The sequence below is a fragment of the Sphingomonas sp. S-NIH.Pt3_0716 genome, from assembly GCF_003950715.1.
GTDB lineage: Bacteria > Pseudomonadota > Alphaproteobacteria > Sphingomonadales > Sphingomonadaceae > Sphingobium > Sphingobium yanoikuyae_A.
The window spans coordinates 98,224-114,029 of sequence record NZ_QLJK01000019.1 but is presented as its reverse complement, the minus strand read 5'-3'; the positions used below and the strand labels follow the sequence as shown (position 1 = coordinate 114,029).

At 64.1% G+C, this 15,806-nt stretch carries 13 protein-coding genes and 1 pseudogene; 8 read left to right on the top strand and 6 right to left on the bottom strand.

All coding sequences use genetic code 11. The features are described from left to right. Positions 1-125: 125 nt before the first annotated feature. A pseudogene (locus tag BRX37_RS16290) lies at positions 126-455 on the top strand (OmpA family protein); the annotation flags it as partial. A 490-nt stretch (positions 456-945) separates the two neighbouring features. After that, positions 946-1,482 carry a superoxide dismutase family protein gene (locus BRX37_RS16285; protein WP_004207790.1) on the top strand — a complete coding sequence of 179 codons (537 nt, stop codon included), beginning with the start codon at positions 946-948 and terminating at the stop codon, positions 1,480-1,482. A gap of 24 nt (positions 1,483-1,506) precedes the next feature. On the opposite strand, the gene thpR is transcribed toward BRX37_RS16285, so the two are convergent. Further along, on the bottom strand, positions 1,507-2,064 hold the full coding sequence (thpR, locus tag BRX37_RS16280; RefSeq protein ID WP_125988237.1) for an RNA 2',3'-cyclic phosphodiesterase: 558 nt from the start codon (positions 2,062-2,064) through the stop codon (positions 1,507-1,509). 898 nt (positions 2,065-2,962) lie between these two features. Between thpR and BRX37_RS16275 the strand changes: the two genes are divergently transcribed. The 3 genes from BRX37_RS16275 to BRX37_RS16265 all read left to right on the top strand — a co-directional run bounded on the left by BRX37_RS16275 (position 2,963) and on the right by BRX37_RS16265 (position 5,650). Further along, entirely contained in the window at positions 2,963-3,778 is an 816-nt protein-coding gene (locus tag BRX37_RS16275) for an IS5 family transposase (protein WP_125988227.1), read from the top strand. A gap of 356 nt (positions 3,779-4,134) precedes the next feature. Continuing rightward, positions 4,135-4,308: a hypothetical protein gene (locus BRX37_RS27090; protein WP_206434168.1), complete on the top strand. Its 174-nt coding sequence runs from the start codon at positions 4,135-4,137 to the stop codon at positions 4,306-4,308. Continuing rightward, the gene (locus BRX37_RS16265) at positions 4,292-5,650 is read left to right on the top strand and encodes a glycoside hydrolase family 27 protein (RefSeq protein ID WP_125988225.1); all 1,359 of its coding nucleotides are present in this window, start codon (positions 4,292-4,294) and stop codon (positions 5,648-5,650) included. Before BRX37_RS27090 ends, BRX37_RS16265 begins: the two co-directional genes overlap by 17 nt. A gap of 116 nt (positions 5,651-5,766) precedes the next feature. Here BRX37_RS16265 and BRX37_RS16260 read toward each other — a convergent pair whose 3' ends face one another. Both BRX37_RS16260 and BRX37_RS16255 read right to left on the bottom strand, forming a co-directional pair. Further along, positions 5,767-7,434, bottom strand: a complete 1,668-nt coding sequence (locus BRX37_RS16260; protein WP_125988223.1) for a M28 family metallopeptidase — start codon at positions 7,432-7,434, stop codon at positions 5,767-5,769. A 43-nt stretch (positions 7,435-7,477) separates the two neighbouring features. Beyond that, entirely contained in the window at positions 7,478-8,134 is a 657-nt protein-coding gene (locus tag BRX37_RS16255; protein WP_004207782.1) for a glutathione S-transferase, read from the bottom strand. Between the two features lie 183 nt (positions 8,135-8,317). Here BRX37_RS16255 and BRX37_RS16250 point away from each other — a divergent pair, with 183 nt between their 5' ends. Continuing rightward, the gene (locus BRX37_RS16250; RefSeq protein ID WP_125988221.1) at positions 8,318-9,541 is read left to right on the top strand and encodes a polyhydroxyalkanoate depolymerase; all 1,224 of its coding nucleotides are present in this window, start codon (positions 8,318-8,320) and stop codon (positions 9,539-9,541) included. Positions 9,542-9,611: 70 nt separating this feature from the next. Here the strand turns inward: BRX37_RS16250 and BRX37_RS16245 are convergent, their stop codons facing one another. Continuing rightward, the gene (locus tag BRX37_RS16245; protein WP_125988219.1) at positions 9,612-10,667 is read right to left on the bottom strand and encodes a hypothetical protein; all 1,056 of its coding nucleotides are present in this window, start codon (positions 10,665-10,667) and stop codon (positions 9,612-9,614) included. Positions 10,668-10,805: 138 nt separating this feature from the next. On the opposite strand from BRX37_RS16245, the gene BRX37_RS16240 reads away from it, so the two are divergent. Further along, entirely contained in the window at positions 10,806-11,735 is a 930-nt protein-coding gene (locus BRX37_RS16240) for an NAD(P)H-dependent flavin oxidoreductase (protein WP_125988217.1), read from the top strand. 9 nt (positions 11,736-11,744) lie between these two features. On the opposite strand, the gene BRX37_RS16235 is transcribed toward BRX37_RS16240, so the two are convergent. Continuing rightward, positions 11,745-12,629 carry an alpha/beta fold hydrolase gene (locus tag BRX37_RS16235; protein ID WP_125988215.1) on the bottom strand — a complete coding sequence of 295 codons (885 nt, stop codon included), beginning with the start codon at positions 12,627-12,629 and terminating at the stop codon, positions 11,745-11,747. A gap of 120 nt (positions 12,630-12,749) precedes the next feature. Then, on the bottom strand, positions 12,750-14,711 hold the full coding sequence (locus BRX37_RS16230; RefSeq protein WP_125988213.1) for a hybrid sensor histidine kinase/response regulator: 1,962 nt from the start codon (positions 14,709-14,711) through the stop codon (positions 12,750-12,752). Between the two features lie 147 nt (positions 14,712-14,858). On the opposite strand from BRX37_RS16230, the gene BRX37_RS16225 reads away from it, so the two are divergent. Next, entirely contained in the window at positions 14,859-15,785 is a 927-nt protein-coding gene (locus BRX37_RS16225; RefSeq protein ID WP_125988212.1) for a sugar kinase, read from the top strand. The last annotated feature ends 21 nt before the right edge of the window (positions 15,786-15,806 follow it).

Genomic DNA, 15,806 nt, shown 5'->3' with positions numbered 1-15,806 from the left:
GGTGAAGGAGGGGCATCAAGACGAATGCCATGCTATCCCCCTGCTTTTATTGCGAACGATATGCAGAAGGGTCATGACAAACCGGATCGGATCGGCAACAAAGACGCGTCTGCCGCGTTCGCGCAGTCTTCTTCGAATGGGACAAGTCGGACATCACGCCTGACGCCGCCACCATTCTGGACAACGCGGTTTCGGCCTACAGCGCTTGCGGCAACGCCCAGGTCATGCTGGCCGGTCACGCTGACCGTTCGGGCGCAGCCTCGTACAACGTTGGTCTGTCGCAGCGTCGCGCTGACGCCGCCAAGGCTTATCTCGCCTCGAAGGGTATCCCTGACGGCGTGATGACCACCCAGGCCTTCGGTGAATCGAAGCCGCGCGTCGACACCGCGGACGGCGTTCGCGAAGTCCAGAACCGTCGCGTGGAAATCAGCTACGGTCCGGGTTCGGGTCAGTAAGAAATTTCCGTCCTTCGGGATGGAATATGAAGAGGGGCCGGTCGCAAGATCGGCCCCTTTTTCTTGTCCTGCGTCGCGCGCGCTGGGCTGTCGGGCGCTGACCTGTCGTGCGTTGGAGTCTGTTGCGATCCGGGGGGAATGGATATCTGTCCGGCATGTCATGTGCTGGGCAGCGTAGACGATCGGCGCATGGGCGGTTGATCATGTCTGCGCTCATGGCCGGCCAGCTATTTGCCGGGGCGAACCGATAACGCTGCGATCTGCATTGCTACCGGGCTGGGGCCTGACATGCGACACATCGCGATCTCAGGCTATTGCCTCCGGACAGCCCTTTGGGTCGGTGAAGGAGGGGCATCAAGACGAATGCCATGCTATCCCCCTGCTTTTATTGCGAACGATATGCAGAAGGGTCATGACAAACCGGATCGGATCGGCAACAAAGACGCGTCTGCCGCGTTCGCGCAGTTGTTTCCGTGATCGGGAGTTTGCCATGAAGACCGCCGCCCTGTTCCTTGCCCTGCCTCTGCTCGCTGCCGTGACGGCCTGTGCCGCGACCAGCCAGAGCGCGCCCGCCGCGCCGACCGCCAAGGCCAAGCTGGCCGCTGGCGATGGCAGCGCGCGCGGCACCGCCGTGGTGACCCAGGCAGGCGATGGCCTGCATGTCGTGGTCAAGGCGCAGGGGCTGACGCCGGGCATCCACGCGGTGCATATCCACACTACCGGCGTCTGCACGGGGCCGGACTTCACCAGCGCGGGTGGCCATTGGAACCCGACCAGCCATCAGCATGGCAAGGATAATCCGCAGGGCATGCATATGGGCGACATGCCCAACATGCAGGCCAAGCCCGACGGCAGCGGCGAGATCGAATATGTGGTGCCGGGCGGCGCGATCAGCGACGGCGCGACGCCGCTGCTGGATGCCGATGGCGCGGCCATCGTGATCCATGCCCAGGCCGACGACTACAAGAGCGACCCGACCGGTAATGCGGGCGGCCGCGTCGCCTGTGGCGTGCTGAGCGTTGGCTGAGGCCTGATTGCCCCGGTGTCCGCGTCAATCGTCGCGGGCGCCGGGATGACCGTCTGCGCGATAGGTTTCGACCGCGTGATAGCTCGAGCCGGCATGGCCGAGCCGGCTTTCATAGAGGCTGAATTCGTCCACGGTGAAGGCGGGCGATACAAGGCCGGCGTGCAGCGCCAGGAAAGGCGCGATATCGCCGCCGTGGCGGCTGAAGCGGGCGAGGGTGATGTGCGGCAGATAGGCGCGGGCTTCGGGCGCGATGCCGGCCGATATGCAGGCGCGATCCACCTTGGCATGAAGATGGGCGAGCGGATCGCGCGGCTGTACCCCGGCCCATAAGGTGTCGACCACGCCGCGCCGGTCGAAATAGCCGGTGCCGGCGAGCGCGATGGCGAATGGCTGGAAGCGGACGCCGGCGAGCGCATCGGCGATATCGTCCGCCAGATGGCGATCCACTTCCCCGATGAAACGCAGGGTCAGGTGCAACTGGCCATCATCCTGCCAGCGCGCGCCTGGGCTGCCGGCCATCTGGGCCAGAAGCTGGCTGCGGATCGTGGCGGGCGGACGGATGGCGACGAACAGGCGGTGCATGAGCGGTAGATAGGGAGAAAGGTGGCGTGCGGATAGGGGCGGGGTGGCGCGGCGGCAATGCGGGCGTCGGGCTTTCAAGGCTGACGATCATTTGCGGCGGTAAGTTCCTCCCCTGCGAGGCTCCGCAGAGGCACGCAACTCTGCGGAAGGGACTATGAGGTGGTGGAGGCACGCGCCCTATAAAGAGGGGGAGATCCCTCCGTCTGGCCTACGGCCAGTTCAAGGGAGACACGGGTCTCCCTTGAACTCCCCTTGCAGGGGAGGATGGTCTGAAAGCGACCAAGAGCAGCCCTGACCATCATCGCCACCCCGGCCTTGAGCCGGTGTCTCGCTTTTTTATCTATAGCGTCGAAAAGCGGGATTCCGGGTCAAGCCCTGCATGACGGATGTGGGTAGGGCGGCTTGCGACCAGACGCAGGCACTTGATCATTGCTATCCGCATCCCGAAACCTGCCGCTCATCAAAATGGCAGGTCGAACGCCGAATAGCCAAATCTGGTGGAAAGCAGTCATTGAGTGATGGGCAGCATCCGACTACCCTTAGTCGTAATGACGACCGCAGAACTATCATCGACCGTCCATGACGCGATCCAGCATTTTTGCGCCGATGGTGATGCACTCGCCTCTGCTGGAAGGTATGAAGAAGCCATCGCCGAATATAATCGAGCATGGGAGATCGTTCCCGAACCAAAGAGCCAATGGAATGCGTCCACTTGGATACTGGCGGCAATCGGTGACGCGGCGCTTCTCGCAAACTACAACACCTCAGCGAAAGAGGCGCTGGAATACGCGATGGTTTGTCCCGACGCGGTAGGCAATCCATTCCTTCATCTAAGACACCGTTTGGAAAATCGGCGGCGGGGGTTGTCGCGAGGCTCTGCGTCTGATTCAGGCTCTGGATGTGGACCCATCAGAGCCGAGGGCGCATGGCCCAGATTGCCAAGAAGACGAAGCGCTATCCCAGTGATCTGACCGATGAGGAATGGGATTGCCTGGCGCCCCTGATGCCCAAGCCGGGGCGCCGGGGCCGCCCACGCGAGGTGGATTTTCGCGAGGTAATCAACGCCGTGCGCTACCTTGTTCGGTCGGGCTGTGGCTGGCGGATGCTGCCGATCCATTTCGGGGCATGGCAGACGGTTTATGGCTGGTTCCGGGAACTGGCTCGCAGGTTCCTGTTCCAGACAATCCACGACATCGAACTGATGCTCGATCGCGAGCGCCAAGGTCGGGAGGCCAGTCCGAGCGCAGCAGTGATCGACAGCCAGTCGGTCAAGGCGCCATCAGCAGAAAAGCGTGGGTTCGACGCAGGCAAGAAGGTTGTCGGGCGCAAGCGGCATATCGCCGTCGATACCGATGGGCGGCTGCTGATGGTCAACCTGACCACTGCGGACATTTCGGACAGCGCGGGTGCCCAGGCCATCCTCGATGGCCGCTGGCCCTGGATCAAACATCTCTTCGCCGATGGCGCCTATGACCGCCTCAAGCTCATGGACAAGGCAAGCTATCTGGATTTCGTCGTCGAGGTCATTCGACGCAGCGATCAGCAGCAGGGCTTCAAGGTTCTGCCCCGACGATGGGTCGTCGAGCGGACCTTTGGCTGGATGATCCGATGGCGCCGATTGGTCCGCGATTACGAGAAGCGCATCGACGTCTCGCAGGCCATGATCCTCGTCGCCATGGGCGGCAATCTCCTACGCCGAAACGTTCACCCCTGATTTTCCAAACGGACTCTTAGGCTGGGTCAGGTGCTACTCGATATGGGTGAGCATGATCGCGCTGCCGACGAGTTGATGCGGGCTTATATGGGTGCTGGAGCGGAATTGTTTGCCACCGAAGATCAACGATACCTGTCCTTTCTTCGCACCAGAGCGGCGCTAGACTGAACGACCGACTTGGGGTGAATGTTGCCGAACGATTTTTCTTCGCGCAGCGTCAGCTATGGTCGATTATCTCCTCCAAACCGGACCATCGCCTAGCCACCCCATTTTGTCGTCCCCGCGCAGGCGGGGATCCATCTCCCGGCCTAGCCGCCCGACGCGTCGTTGGGAGATGGGTTCCCGCTTTCGCGGGAATGACGAACGAAAAGAGGCCGTTCCCCGTCAATCTTGGCCATTTCGGCGGCTGGCGCACTTGTCCAGGCGGCTTGGAGCCGGATGTCTCGACAGGCTCGAAACGAACGGCTGTTGCTATTTTTGTCGCCTTCCTATTAACTCCGACAAATGATGAGGATGACATGGAAGGCTAGCCGCCGCGATATGCTCGCGGGCGGCGTGGCGGGGCTTGCGGCTGCTGGCGCAGTGCGGGCGGGGGCAGCACCGGCGGAAGCGGGAAAAGCGGTGCTGGCGCCGCGTCCGCCGATGGGATGGAATAGCTGGAACAGCTTTGCCACCACCATCACCGAGGCGCAGGCGCGCGAGACCGCCGGGATCATGGCGGAAAAGCTGCTGCCCTTCGGCTATGACATCTTCACCGTGGACATTCAGTGGTATGAGCCCGAGGCGTCGAGCTATACCTACAACGCCAAGCCCAGGCCGGCGATGGACGGTTATGGCCGGATGATCCCGGCGCCCAACCGTTTTCCCTCCAGCGTCGGGGGCAAGGGCTTCACCCAGCTTGCCAAGGAAGTGCATGCGCTGGGCATGAAATTCGGCATCCATGTGATGCGTGGCATTCCGCGCGCGGCGGTGGAACAGAATTTGCCGATCTTGGGGACGAAATATCGCGCGGCGGACATTGCCGACAGGAAGAGCATCTGTAGCTGGAACCCGGACATGTATGGCGTCGACATGACGCGGCCGGGCGCGCAGGCCTATTACGACAGCATCTTCCGCCTCTATGCCGACTGGGGCGTCGATTTCGTCAAGATGGACGATATGAGCCGGCCCTATGACGCTCATGCGGCGGAGATCGAGGCGGCGCACAAGGCGATCGTTGCGACCGGGCGGCCGATCATCCTGAGCCTTTCACCGGGCGAGACGCCGGTGATGCGCGGCGACCATGTCCGCAAATATGCGCAGATGTGGCGCATTTCCGACGATTTCTGGGATGACTGGGCGATGCTGGATGCGCAGTTCACCCGGCTGGAAAACTGGACGCCCTATCGTGGGCCGGGATCATGGCCGGATGCGGACATGCTGCCGCTGGGGCGGCTGGCGCTGGGCGAGCGGGATACGCGCTTCACGCCGGACGAGCAGCGGACGCTGATGACCCTGTGGGCGATCGCGCGGTCGCCGCTGATCATGGGCGGCGATCTGCGGCATCTGGACGCGGCGACGCTGGCGCTGCTGACCAACAAGGAGGTGATCGCGGTCAATCAGGCGAGCCATGACAACCAGCCCCATTATATCGAGGATGGCGGGCGCATCTGGTCGGCGAAGGCGGAAGGGAGCGCGGATCGCTATGTCGCCTTGTTCAACGTCAGCGACAAGCCACGCGAGGTCTGGATCAGGCTGCGCGATCTGGGGCTGAACGGTCCGGTGGCGGTGCGCGACCTGTGGGTCGGGCAGGCGCTGGGGCCGCAGGCGGACCGGATTGCGGTGACGCTGCCGCCGCATGGGGCGGGACTGTATCGGTTGAGCGCTGCATAAGTATCTCCCCTCCCTGCAAGGGAGGGGATCAAGGGGTGGGTGGCGAACGAAGTGAGCCTCCTGCGGAGGCACCCACCCCCGGCCCCTCCCTTAAAAGGGAGGGGAGTAGAAGGGGATTACTTCCGGACCGCCGCGCTCTTGTCGCGGATGGCCTTGAATTCGGAGCCGGCCTTCCATTCGGGCCAGCGGGCCGAGAAGGCGAGGTCGCGGCCGATGTCATACATCAGGTCGACATCCTGCGCGGCGCCGTCCAGCTTCCATGTATCGTCGACCGCGTCGCAGGCCTGGTGATAGCATTTGCCGGTATAGGCATCGATCCAGGCCTGGCCGGCGGCGCGGCCGCCATCGATCATGTCGGATGCGCCGGCGAGGCCCATCATCAGCAGCACGGGCACGCCGCGCTTGGCCATGGAGAAATGATCGGCGCGGTAGAAGAGGCCGCGTTCGGGCAGGCTTTCCTGGGTGATGACGCGACCCTGCTTGGCCGCGAACTTGGCGAGATCGTCCTCGAGGACGTTCTGGCCCTTGCCGATCAGGATCACGTCCTTGGCCTTGCCGGCGGTCTGGAGCACGTCGATGGTGAGGTTCGCGACCGTCTTGTCGAGCGGGTAGACCGGGTTCTGGGCATAAAATTCTGACCCCAGCAGGCCGCGTTCCTCCGCCGTCCAGGCGGCGAAGACGATCGAGCGATCGGGGGCGGGGCCGGCCTTGAAGGTTCGGGCTATCTCGAACAGGCCGGCCATGCCGAGCGCGTCGTCATTGGCGCCGGCACGATAGATGCGGCCCTGTGCGTCGGGTGCGCCCTTGCCATAGGCGTCCCAGTGGGCGCCATACATGACCGTCTCATCCGGGCGCTTGGCGCCGGGGATGCGGGCGATGACATTGGCGCTCTTCACCACTTCCTGGGTGACCGGGAAGGCGGCGGAGAAGCTGGCGCCCTTGAGTTCGACCGGCTTGAATTTCGCTGAGCGGGCCTGCTTGCGCAGCGCGGCCAGATCCTGACCGGCGCCAGCGAACAGGGCCTTTGCCGCCTCGCCCTCGACCCAGCCCTGCACCTGCAGGCTGGTCAGCTTGTCGGCCGGGCGGACGAGGTCGTAATTCTCGCCGCCGGGGCTGGTGACGACATTCCAGCCATAGCCCGCGCCCGGCGTATCATGGATGATCAGCGCGCCGATCGCACCGCGCCGGGCGGCTTCCTCGAACTTGTAGGTCCAGCGGCCATAATAGGTCATGGTCTTGCCGCCGAACTTGCCGAACGGGTCTTCGCCCTTCGCGGCTTCAAAGTCCGGGTCGTTGATCAGGAAGACGGCGATCTTGCCTTTCAGATCGACGCCCTTGAAATCGTCCCAGCCGCGTTCCGGGGCGGAGACGCCATAGCCGACAAAGACCATCGGCGCATTGGCGACGGCAACCTTGTCCTTGGGCTGAAGGGTGGAGAGATAAACCTGCTTGCCGAAGGTCCAGGGGGTGGCGGCGCCATTTTGCGCGACCGACAGGCTTTCCGACTGGCCAAGGCGGGTGTGTAGCAGCGGCACGGTCTGCACCCACTGGCCGTCGGGACCACCCGGCTCCAACCCCAGTTGCTCGAAGCGGGCGACGAGATAGCCGATCGTGCGCTCTTCCCCCACGGTGCCGGGCGCGCGCCCTTCGAACAGGTCGGACGCCATGGTGCGGACCGACTGTTCCAGCTTGGCCGGATCGGTTTTCGCCGGGTCGGTCTGGGCATTGGCGGGGAAGGACAGGGTGGCAAGGCCGAGGGCCAGGAGGGGGAGGGCGTGTTTCATCCCCGTGCCTTAACCCCCGCACAGGGCGGGGGAAAGGGCCGTTTCAGAACTCGATATCCAGTTCCTCGATATCATCGGGTTCGGCGCGGGCGGCGTCGATCCATTCGCGCATCAGCGGCCAGCCGTTGATGGTGTCGCAATAGGCCGCCGACCTGGGTGAGAGTGGCACGGCATAGGTGAGGAAGCGCTGCGCCACCGGTGCGAACATGGCGTCGGCCACGGTGGGCTTTTCGCCGAACAGCCAGGGGCCGCCATAGGCGTCGAGGCATTCGGTCCAGATCGTCTCGATCCGCTCGATATCGGGCTTGGCACCCGAGAAGATCGGGAAGCGGTCATGGCGCACCTTGAGGTTCATCGGCAGGGCAGAACGCAGATTGGCGAAGCCCGAATGAATTTCGCCCGAGACCGACCGGCAATGGGCGCGGATGATGCGTTCGGCGGGATACATGCCGACCTGGGGATAGAGTTCGTGCAGATATTCCGCGATTGCGAGCGTGTCCCAGACGCTCGCCCCTTCATGGGTGAGGCGCGGCACCAGCACCGATGGCGACAAGAGCAACAGTTCGGCGCGATTTTCCGGATCATCGATAGCGATGATCCTTTCCTCCACCTTCAGCCCGGCGAGCCGGCACAAAAGCCAGCCGCGCAGCGACCAGGAGGAATAGTTCTTGCTGGATAGAGTGAGTTCCGCGACGGCCATCCATGCTCTCCCGATACACGGTTCCCGGCCCCCAAACGCAAAATCGCAGGGGCGGTTCCCTGGCAGACATGCCGAATGTTATTTTCCATCATTCATGATGCAGTGCAACATGAAAAGCATGTATAGCGTTTAAGGGAAGAACCGAGTCGTCTCCTCCAGGTTGAACAAGGTTGTTTTGGTAATATGCGAATGCTTTACGACGGTTACCAGGCCATGGAAGACATGCTGGCCCCGGCCCGCTTCGGGGCGCAGATGGCGCTGGCGATGCGCGACCATATGGGTCCGGTCGCCGACTGGCCGATGCCGCGCCGCATGTTCGCGCTGATGGACGTGTTCCAGGGCGCGCGAATGACCCACAAGCGACCGGCCTATGGCATTGACCGCGTCCAGACCGGCAATGCCGAGGTCGAGGTGCGCGAGGAGATCGTGCTCGACTTGCCGTTCGGCGACCTGCTGCATTTCGTGAAGGACGATGTCGAGACCGCCCAGCCCAAGGTGCTGGTGGTGGCGCCGATGTCGGGTCATTTCGCAACCCTGCTGCGCAGCACGGTGGCGACGCTGTTGCAGGACCATGACGTCTATATCACCGACTGGAAGAATGCCCGCGACGTGCCGATGGAAGCGGGGCGCTTCGGTTTCGACGAATATGTCGATTATGTGATCCAGTTCCTGCAGGATATCGGCCCCGGCGCCCATCTGGTGTCGGTGTGCCAGCCCTGCGTGCCGGCGCTGGCCGCCGTGGCGCTGATGTCCGAGGATGAGGATGCGGCGACGCCCAGGTCGATGACGCTGATGGGCGGGCCGATCGATCCGCGCGCGGCGCCGACGGTGGTCAACGAACTGGCGAACGAGAAGCCGATCGAATGGTTCGAGGAGAATCTGATCTCCACCGTGCCGTTCCGCTACGCCGGGCGCGGGCGCGAGGTCTATCCCGGCTTCCTGCAATTGTCCGCCTTCATGTCGATGAACATGGAACGGCACGGGTCGCAGCATCGCGAACTCTATCAGTTGCTGGCCGACGGCAAGACGATCGAGGCCGACAAGATCAAGACCTTCTACCAGGAATATTTCGCGGTCCTCGACATGACCAAGGAATTCTACCTGGAAACGGTCGACATGGTGTTCCAGCGCATGCTGCTGGCCAAGGGCGAATTGACGGTCCATGGCCGGGCGGTGAACCCCGGCGCGATCCGCAAGACCGCGCTGCTGACGGTCGAGGGCGAAAAGGACGATGTCTGTGCGGTTGGCCAGACGTCGGCCGCCCATAGCCTCTGCACCGGCCTGCGGCCGCATTTGAAGCGCCATCATCTGCAGCCCGGCGTTGGCCATTATGGCGTCTTTTCCGGCAGCAAATGGGAAAAGCAGGTCTATCCCCAGGTGCGCAACATGATCCTGGCGATGAACTGACATCACCGGGAATGGGTGTGAAAAAGGGGCCGCTTCCTGTGGAGGAAGCGGCCCCTTTTCGTTGGGTTGATCAGGCAGCTGCGCGATTGAGATAGGGCAGGCGGCTGGCGAGCGCCGGCGGCAGGCCGGTGACGATCGCGGCGCGGGCACGGTGCCAGAAGGCCGAGAGCAGCAACAGTCCGCCACCGATCACCAGCGCGGTGAGCGCCACCGAGAGGTCGACTGTGCCGACCTTCTGGAACAGGCTGTAGAGCGCATAGAGGACATAGGCGAGGCTGGAGACCAGCAGTGCGCGTCGGTCAATCGCCAGCGCGACCCAGCCGAAGGCAAGATAGAGCAGGATCACCAGGAAGGCCTGTCCCGCATCGACCAGCCCATGGCTGATGCCCAGCAACTGGAACAGCGAATGGGCGATCATCGGTGCGGCGGTCAGGTGCAGCCAGAAGGCGACGTCGGAGCGGCGGCTGGTGCGGCCCGGATCGCTCATGTCCCAGCGCATGGCGAGGGCGAAGATGGCGAGGCCGGTGACCAGCAGCAGGATGAAGAAAAGGGTCTGGCTGAACGGGATCAGCCACATGGCAAGGCCGCCGACGATCGCGGCCGCGCCGGCAGCACCGGCAGCGACGGTGATCGGCACCATGAAGCGGCGCCAGTGGAACCAGGCGGCGATCGCGGCGCTGAGGCCGGCGAGCGAGGCGACCAGGCCCGCGCCATCATTCTGCCCGTGGAGGATGATCGGTCCGATCGCCATTGCAACCGCGAAGGCTATGCCGCCGACAAAGGCGAGCAGCAGCAGGATCGAAGGCAGCGCCATGCGCAGGCGTCGCGTGAAATATTCGGCCAGGCCCCAGGCGGTGCCGGCGACGAACAGGCCGGACACGAAGGAGGGCTGGTGCGGGGTGGTGATGCCGAGGCGGATCTCGCTACCGAGTCTCGCGACCGCGACCAGCAGGATCACCGAGGCGATGGCGACGAAAATATCGTTGAAGCCGGTCAGCAGGCGAAAATGTTCCTCGTCCACCGAACTGGCGCGCAGCCCGGCGACATGGTCGCGCAGCGCCTGGGCGCTGGCGGGCGTCAGCGCGCCGGCCGCTACGGCATCTTGCAGATCGCTCTCGCTATACATTCTGGGGCACTCCTTGTCGGGCCTGGATCGGGATCATAGCATCACTGTATTGCTTGAGCAATACGGTTGATTTTGGCCTTTTTCCGGGCGCGGAGCGATGATAGCGCGGTTCGGACAGATAAAGGAGAGACCCCGATCATGACCCTGCCGGCTTCGCTTCAAGGCCGTTTGTCCCTGCCGCTGATCGGGTCGCCGATGTTCATCATCTCGCAGCCGGAACTGGTGATCGCCCAATGCCGCGCCGGCATCGTCGGCGCCTTTCCATCGCTCAATGCGCGCCCGTCCGGCACGTTCGAGGCCTGGTTGCAGCAACTGGGGGCGCAACTGACCGATCAGGACGCGCCCTTTGCCGTCAACCTGATCGTCCATCGCACCAATGCGCGGCTGGAAGAGGATCTGGCGCTGTGCGTCAAATATAAGGTGCCGATCGTCATCACCTCGCTGGGCGCGCAGGAGAAGGTGAATGAGGCGATCCACAGCTATGGCGGCATCGTGCTGCACGACGTCATCAACAATGTCTTTGCCAGGAAGGCGATCGAAAAGGGCGCCGATGGCCTGATCGCGGTGGCGGCGGGCGCGGGCGGGCATGCCGGCACGCTGTCGCCCTTTGCCCTGGTCCAGGAAATCCGCGAATGGTTCGACGGGCCGCTGGCGCTGTCGGGCGCGATCGCGACCGGTCGGTCGATCGCGGCGGCGCGGATGATGGGCGCGGACCTTGGCTATATGGGGTCGCCCTTCATCGCCACGACCGAGGCGAACGCGCTCGACGCCTACAAGGACATGATCGTCGATAGCGCATCGGCCGACATCGTCTATTCCGACGTCTTCACCGGGGTGCTGGGCAATTATCTGCGCCCCAGCATCGTCGCGTCGGGGCTGGACCCGGACAAGCTGCCCAAGGCGGCCGACATGGATTTCGCCAGCCTGGCCGGCGACAAGAAGGCGTGGCGCGACGTGTGGGGCGCGGGCCAGGGCATTGGCGCGATCAAGGCGGTGCAGCCGGCGGGCGCCTTCATTGCCCAGCTGAAGGCGGAATATCAGGCGGCGGTTTCAGGCTTCATTGCCTGAGGACGCGCCTCACTCCGCCAGGAAGACGCGCAGTTCCTTGACGAACATCTCGAACTGGTCGTGATGCAGCCAGTGGCCGGCATGGGGAAATTCCACCAGCCGGGCCTGCTGGAAATGGGCGATGCGGCCATCCTTGACCGGGTTTGACGCCCAACTGTCGAGGCCGAGGCACAACAGCGTCGGGCAGGTGATGCGGCGCCAGAAGTCGGGCAGATTTTCGTCTGTGCCGGCCTGGGGCGCGGCGCCGTGCAGATAGGGGTCGAACTTCCAGCTATAACTGCCATCCTCGTTGCGGTTCACGCCGTGGAGGGTGAGGTGCAGTGCCTGTTCGACCGACAGATGGTCGTTGCGTTCGCGCATGCGGGCGACCGCGGCCTCGATCGTGGCATAATGGCGCGGCGAGCGGCGAGCATTGGTGCGGCGGGTGTCGATCCAGCCCTTCCATGTCTCTTCGGTACTGCGTTTGCCCTGTTCGGCGATGCGGTCGGGCGACAGGCCCAGCCCCTCGATCGCGACCACGCGCGCGACGCTGTCGGGGTAGAGGCCGGTGTAGCGCAGGCTGATCGATCCGCCGAGCGAATGGCCGACGATGGTGACCGGCCGGCGATCGAGCAATTCGACCAGCTGGGCCAGGTCATAGACATAATTGGCCATCATGTAGGAGCCGTCCGACGACCAGCCGCTGTCGCCATGACCGCGCAGGTCGGGGCAGATGACATGATAGTCTCGGGCGAGCGTGCGGGCCGTCCAGTCCCAACTGCGTGCATGGTCGAAGCCGCCATGAACCAGGATCAACGGCGGTGCCGACGGATTGCCCCAGTCGAGATAGTGAAGCCGCGTCCGCAGGGATGTGAAGAAATGCGATGTCGGCGTCGGCTGTGTGGCTTTGTTCATGCGATCCGGTGGAGTTGCTGGCGGTCAGGATGCAATTGCCATCGGGCATGCGCATGACGATGGCAAGACATAAGGCCAAGAAAATATGTGAAATTCTGTCACATGTTGTCGGGGATGACTTTAGGGATGGTTGTCCGTGCCGATGGGAACCAGTCGGCGGAGAGCGCTGTCGTGGCGGATGCGATGCACCATCATCGCCAGTTCCGCTTGGCGGAAAGGCTTGTCGAGGCGCAGGCGACGGCTGGCATCGGCGGGCAGTTCGGCATAGCCGGTGATGATGAGCACGGGCAGGTCTGGATAGGCCTGCTCGATCGCGTCGGCCAGTTGCGCGCCGGTCATGCCGGGCATGGCATGATCGGTCACGACCAGGTCGATGCGCCCCTGCTCCAGCATGTGCAGCGCTTCTCGCCCCGATCCGGCCTGGAACACGGTATGGCCCATCGTTTCCAGCATGCCGGCGGTATTGGTCAGCACCAGATCGTCATCATCGACCGCCAGGATGACCAGCGGTTCGGTTTTCAGCTCGTCTGGTTCGCACGGGATCGCTGTCCGTTCGTTGCTGGCGTCGATCAGGGCGACGGGTAGCCAGATGGATACGCTGGTCCCCTTGCCGGGCTGGCTGGCGATGGTCATCGCGCCACCGCATTGCTGGGTGAAACCGTGGATCATCGACAGGCCAAGGCCGGTTCCCTTGCCCACCCCCTTGGTGGTGAAGAAGGGTTCGCGGGCGCGGGCCAGCGTTGCCTCATCCATGCCTTCGCCTTCGTCCGTCACGGTCAGGCGGATGAAGCTGCCGGCGGCGAGATCGGGCTGGTCGCCCAGCGCCAGGGTGATTTCGCTGCCCTCGATCAACAGGCGGCCTCCGTCGGGCATGGCGTCGCGGGCATTGACCGCCAGATTGATCAGCGCCAGTTCCAACTGGGCCGGGTCGGCATGGGCCGGGCGCAGCGACAGCGGGAAGCGCGTCTCGATCGCGACGCTGCTGCCGATGGTGGTCTTGAGCAGATCGGCCATGCCATGGATCAGGCCGATGCAGTCGACCTGTTCCAGCTTGAGTTCCTGCTTGCGGGCAAAGGCGAGCATCCGCTGGGTCAGGGTGGCGCCGCGATCGGCGGCGGTCATGGCATTGTCGAGATAGCGGCTGATATCAGCGCCGGCCGCAAGACGCTGCCGCGCGAGATCGAGGCTGCCGACGATCACGGCCAGAAGATTGTTGAAATCATGGGCGACACCGCCAGTCAGCTTGCCGATGGCGTCCATTTTCTGGCTCTGGAAGATCGCCTCGCGCGCCTGCTCCAGCGCCTGGGCCGCCTGACGCCGTTCGGTAAGGTCGCGGGTGATCTTGGCGAAGCCCAGCAGTTCGCCGGCCGGATCGCGGATCGGATCGATCACGACGCTGGCCCAGAAACGGGTGCCATCCTTGCGGATGCGCCAGCCCTCCGCCTCGAACCGGCCTTCGCGCTGGGCGGTATCGAGCGCACGGGAGGGGAGGCCCGCCATGCGGTCTTCCTCCGAATAGAAGCGGGCGAAATTCTGGCCCATAATCTCTTCGGCGCTATAGCCCTTGAACCGTTCGGCACCGCTGTTCCAGCTGGTGATCGTGCCGACCGGATCGATCATGTAGATGGCATAGTCGGTGACGCTCTGCACCAGCAGGCGGAAGCGTTCCTCGCTGCGGCGCAGTTCCTCCTGCGCGGCGCGACGTTCGGTGAGGTCGCGGGTAACCTTGGCAAAGCCGAGCAGATGGCCGGCGGGATCGCGGATCGGATCGATCACCACATTGGCCCAGAAGCGGGTGCCATCCTTGCGCAGGCGCCAGCCTTCCGCCTCGAACCGCCCTTCGACCTCGGCGGTGCGCAGCACGGCGGCGGGCACATGGGCGGCGCGGTCCTCCTCCGTATAGAAAGCGGAAAAGTGCTGGCCGATAATCTCGTCGGCGCTGTAGCCCTTGATGCGCTGCGCCCCGCTATTCCAGCTGACGACGAAGCCGGCCGGATCGAGCATGAAGATCGCATAGTCGGTGACGCTCTGGACCAGCAATTCGAACCGGTTGACCGGCTGGCCTGTCTCTGTCGTCCCCATTTCCGCCCCTGACATTTTCGATCCTGTATCTTTGCCTATGGCAAACGCGGAACGATGCAATCTGTTCCGCCATATGGGACGGGATCGCAACGGCTTGACTTCATGGGGCAGGCCCCGCACGACGCTGCTTCAATCAGAGAGGATCACATGGCAAGCGACGCGACTATCACCGTCATCGGCGAGGCAATGCTGGAACTGAGCCGGGGCAGCGGCGATGGCTGGAACCTGCGCTATGGTGGCGATGTCATCAACACCGCGATCCACCTGGCCCGTGCGGGTGACAAGGTGCGCTTTGCCAGCGCGATCGGCGCCGATCCGATGAGCGAGGATTTGCGCAAGGCTTGGGAAGCGGAAGGCGTCGATACCGGCCTGCTGATCGGCACACCCGGCCGGACCACCGGCCTCTATGCGATCGAGACGGATGAGACCGGCGAGCGCAGCTTCCATTATTGGCGCGGCGAAGCGGCGGCGCGGGCGATGTTCGACCTGCCCGAAAGCGGCGCGATGGTTGACGCGGCGGCTCAGTCGGACCTGCTCTATTTTTCGCTCATCACCCTGGCCATCCTGCCGGACGCCGGGCGCGAGGCGCTGCTGGCACTGTGCGAACGGGTGAAGGCGCGGGGCGGCCGGATCGCCTTCGACGGCAATTACCGGCCGCGCCTGTGGAGCGATGCCGCGACCGCGCGGGCCTGGCGCGACCGGGCGATCGCTTTGTGCGACATCGGGTTGCCGACCCTGGCGGACGAAGTGGAAATGGGCGAGGCGGATGATGCCGCCGATGCCGCTGCCCGCTGGGGCTTGGGCGAGGGCCGCGAGATCGTGGTCAAGCTGGGCGCCGAAGGCTGTCTGGTCGGTGGCGCGCTGGTGCCGCCGCCGGCGCGCGTCGATGTCGTGGATTCGAGCGGCGCGGGCGATGCATTCAACGGCGGCTATCTGCATGCGCGGCTGACCGGCGCTGCGCCGGCCGAGGCGGCATTGGCCGGGCACCGTCTGGCCGGCTGGAATATCGGTCGGCGCGGTGCGATCCCGGCGCGCGACGCCGATGCGCCCTATGGCCAGAAGGTGCCGGCCTGAGCCGGGAGCGATCGCACGGGG

What these genes read in the sequence shown, in the direction of transcription:
- BRX37_RS16285 (WP_004207790.1), top strand. Translation starts at nt 946, where the DNA reads ATGAAGACCGCCGCCCTGTTCCTTGCCCTGCCTCTGCTCGCTGCCGTG.
- thpR (WP_125988237.1), bottom strand. Translation starts at nt 2,064, where the DNA reads ATGCACCGCCTGTTCGTCGCCATCCGTCCGCCCGCCACGATCCGCAGC.
- BRX37_RS16275 (WP_125988227.1), top strand. Translation starts at nt 2,963, where the DNA reads ATGTGGACCCATCAGAGCCGAGGGCGCATGGCCCAGATTGCCAAGAAG.
- BRX37_RS27090 (WP_206434168.1), top strand. Translation starts at nt 4,135, where the DNA reads ATGACGAACGAAAAGAGGCCGTTCCCCGTCAATCTTGGCCATTTCGGC.
- BRX37_RS16265 (WP_125988225.1), top strand. Translation starts at nt 4,292, where the DNA reads ATGACATGGAAGGCTAGCCGCCGCGATATGCTCGCGGGCGGCGTGGCG.
- BRX37_RS16260 (WP_125988223.1), bottom strand. Translation starts at nt 7,434, where the DNA reads ATGAAACACGCCCTCCCCCTCCTGGCCCTCGGCCTTGCCACCCTGTCC.
- BRX37_RS16255 (WP_004207782.1), bottom strand. Translation starts at nt 8,134, where the DNA reads ATGGCCGTCGCGGAACTCACTCTATCCAGCAAGAACTATTCCTCCTGG.
- BRX37_RS16250 (WP_125988221.1), top strand. Translation starts at nt 8,318, where the DNA reads ATGCGAATGCTTTACGACGGTTACCAGGCCATGGAAGACATGCTGGCC.
- BRX37_RS16245 (WP_125988219.1), bottom strand. Translation starts at nt 10,667, where the DNA reads ATGTATAGCGAGAGCGATCTGCAAGATGCCGTAGCGGCCGGCGCGCTG.
- BRX37_RS16240 (WP_125988217.1), top strand. Translation starts at nt 10,806, where the DNA reads ATGACCCTGCCGGCTTCGCTTCAAGGCCGTTTGTCCCTGCCGCTGATC.
- BRX37_RS16235 (WP_125988215.1), bottom strand. Translation starts at nt 12,629, where the DNA reads ATGAACAAAGCCACACAGCCGACGCCGACATCGCATTTCTTCACATCC.
- BRX37_RS16230 (WP_125988213.1), bottom strand. Translation starts at nt 14,711, where the DNA reads ATGGGGACGACAGAGACAGGCCAGCCGGTCAACCGGTTCGAATTGCTG.
- BRX37_RS16225 (WP_125988212.1), top strand. Translation starts at nt 14,859, where the DNA reads ATGGCAAGCGACGCGACTATCACCGTCATCGGCGAGGCAATGCTGGAA.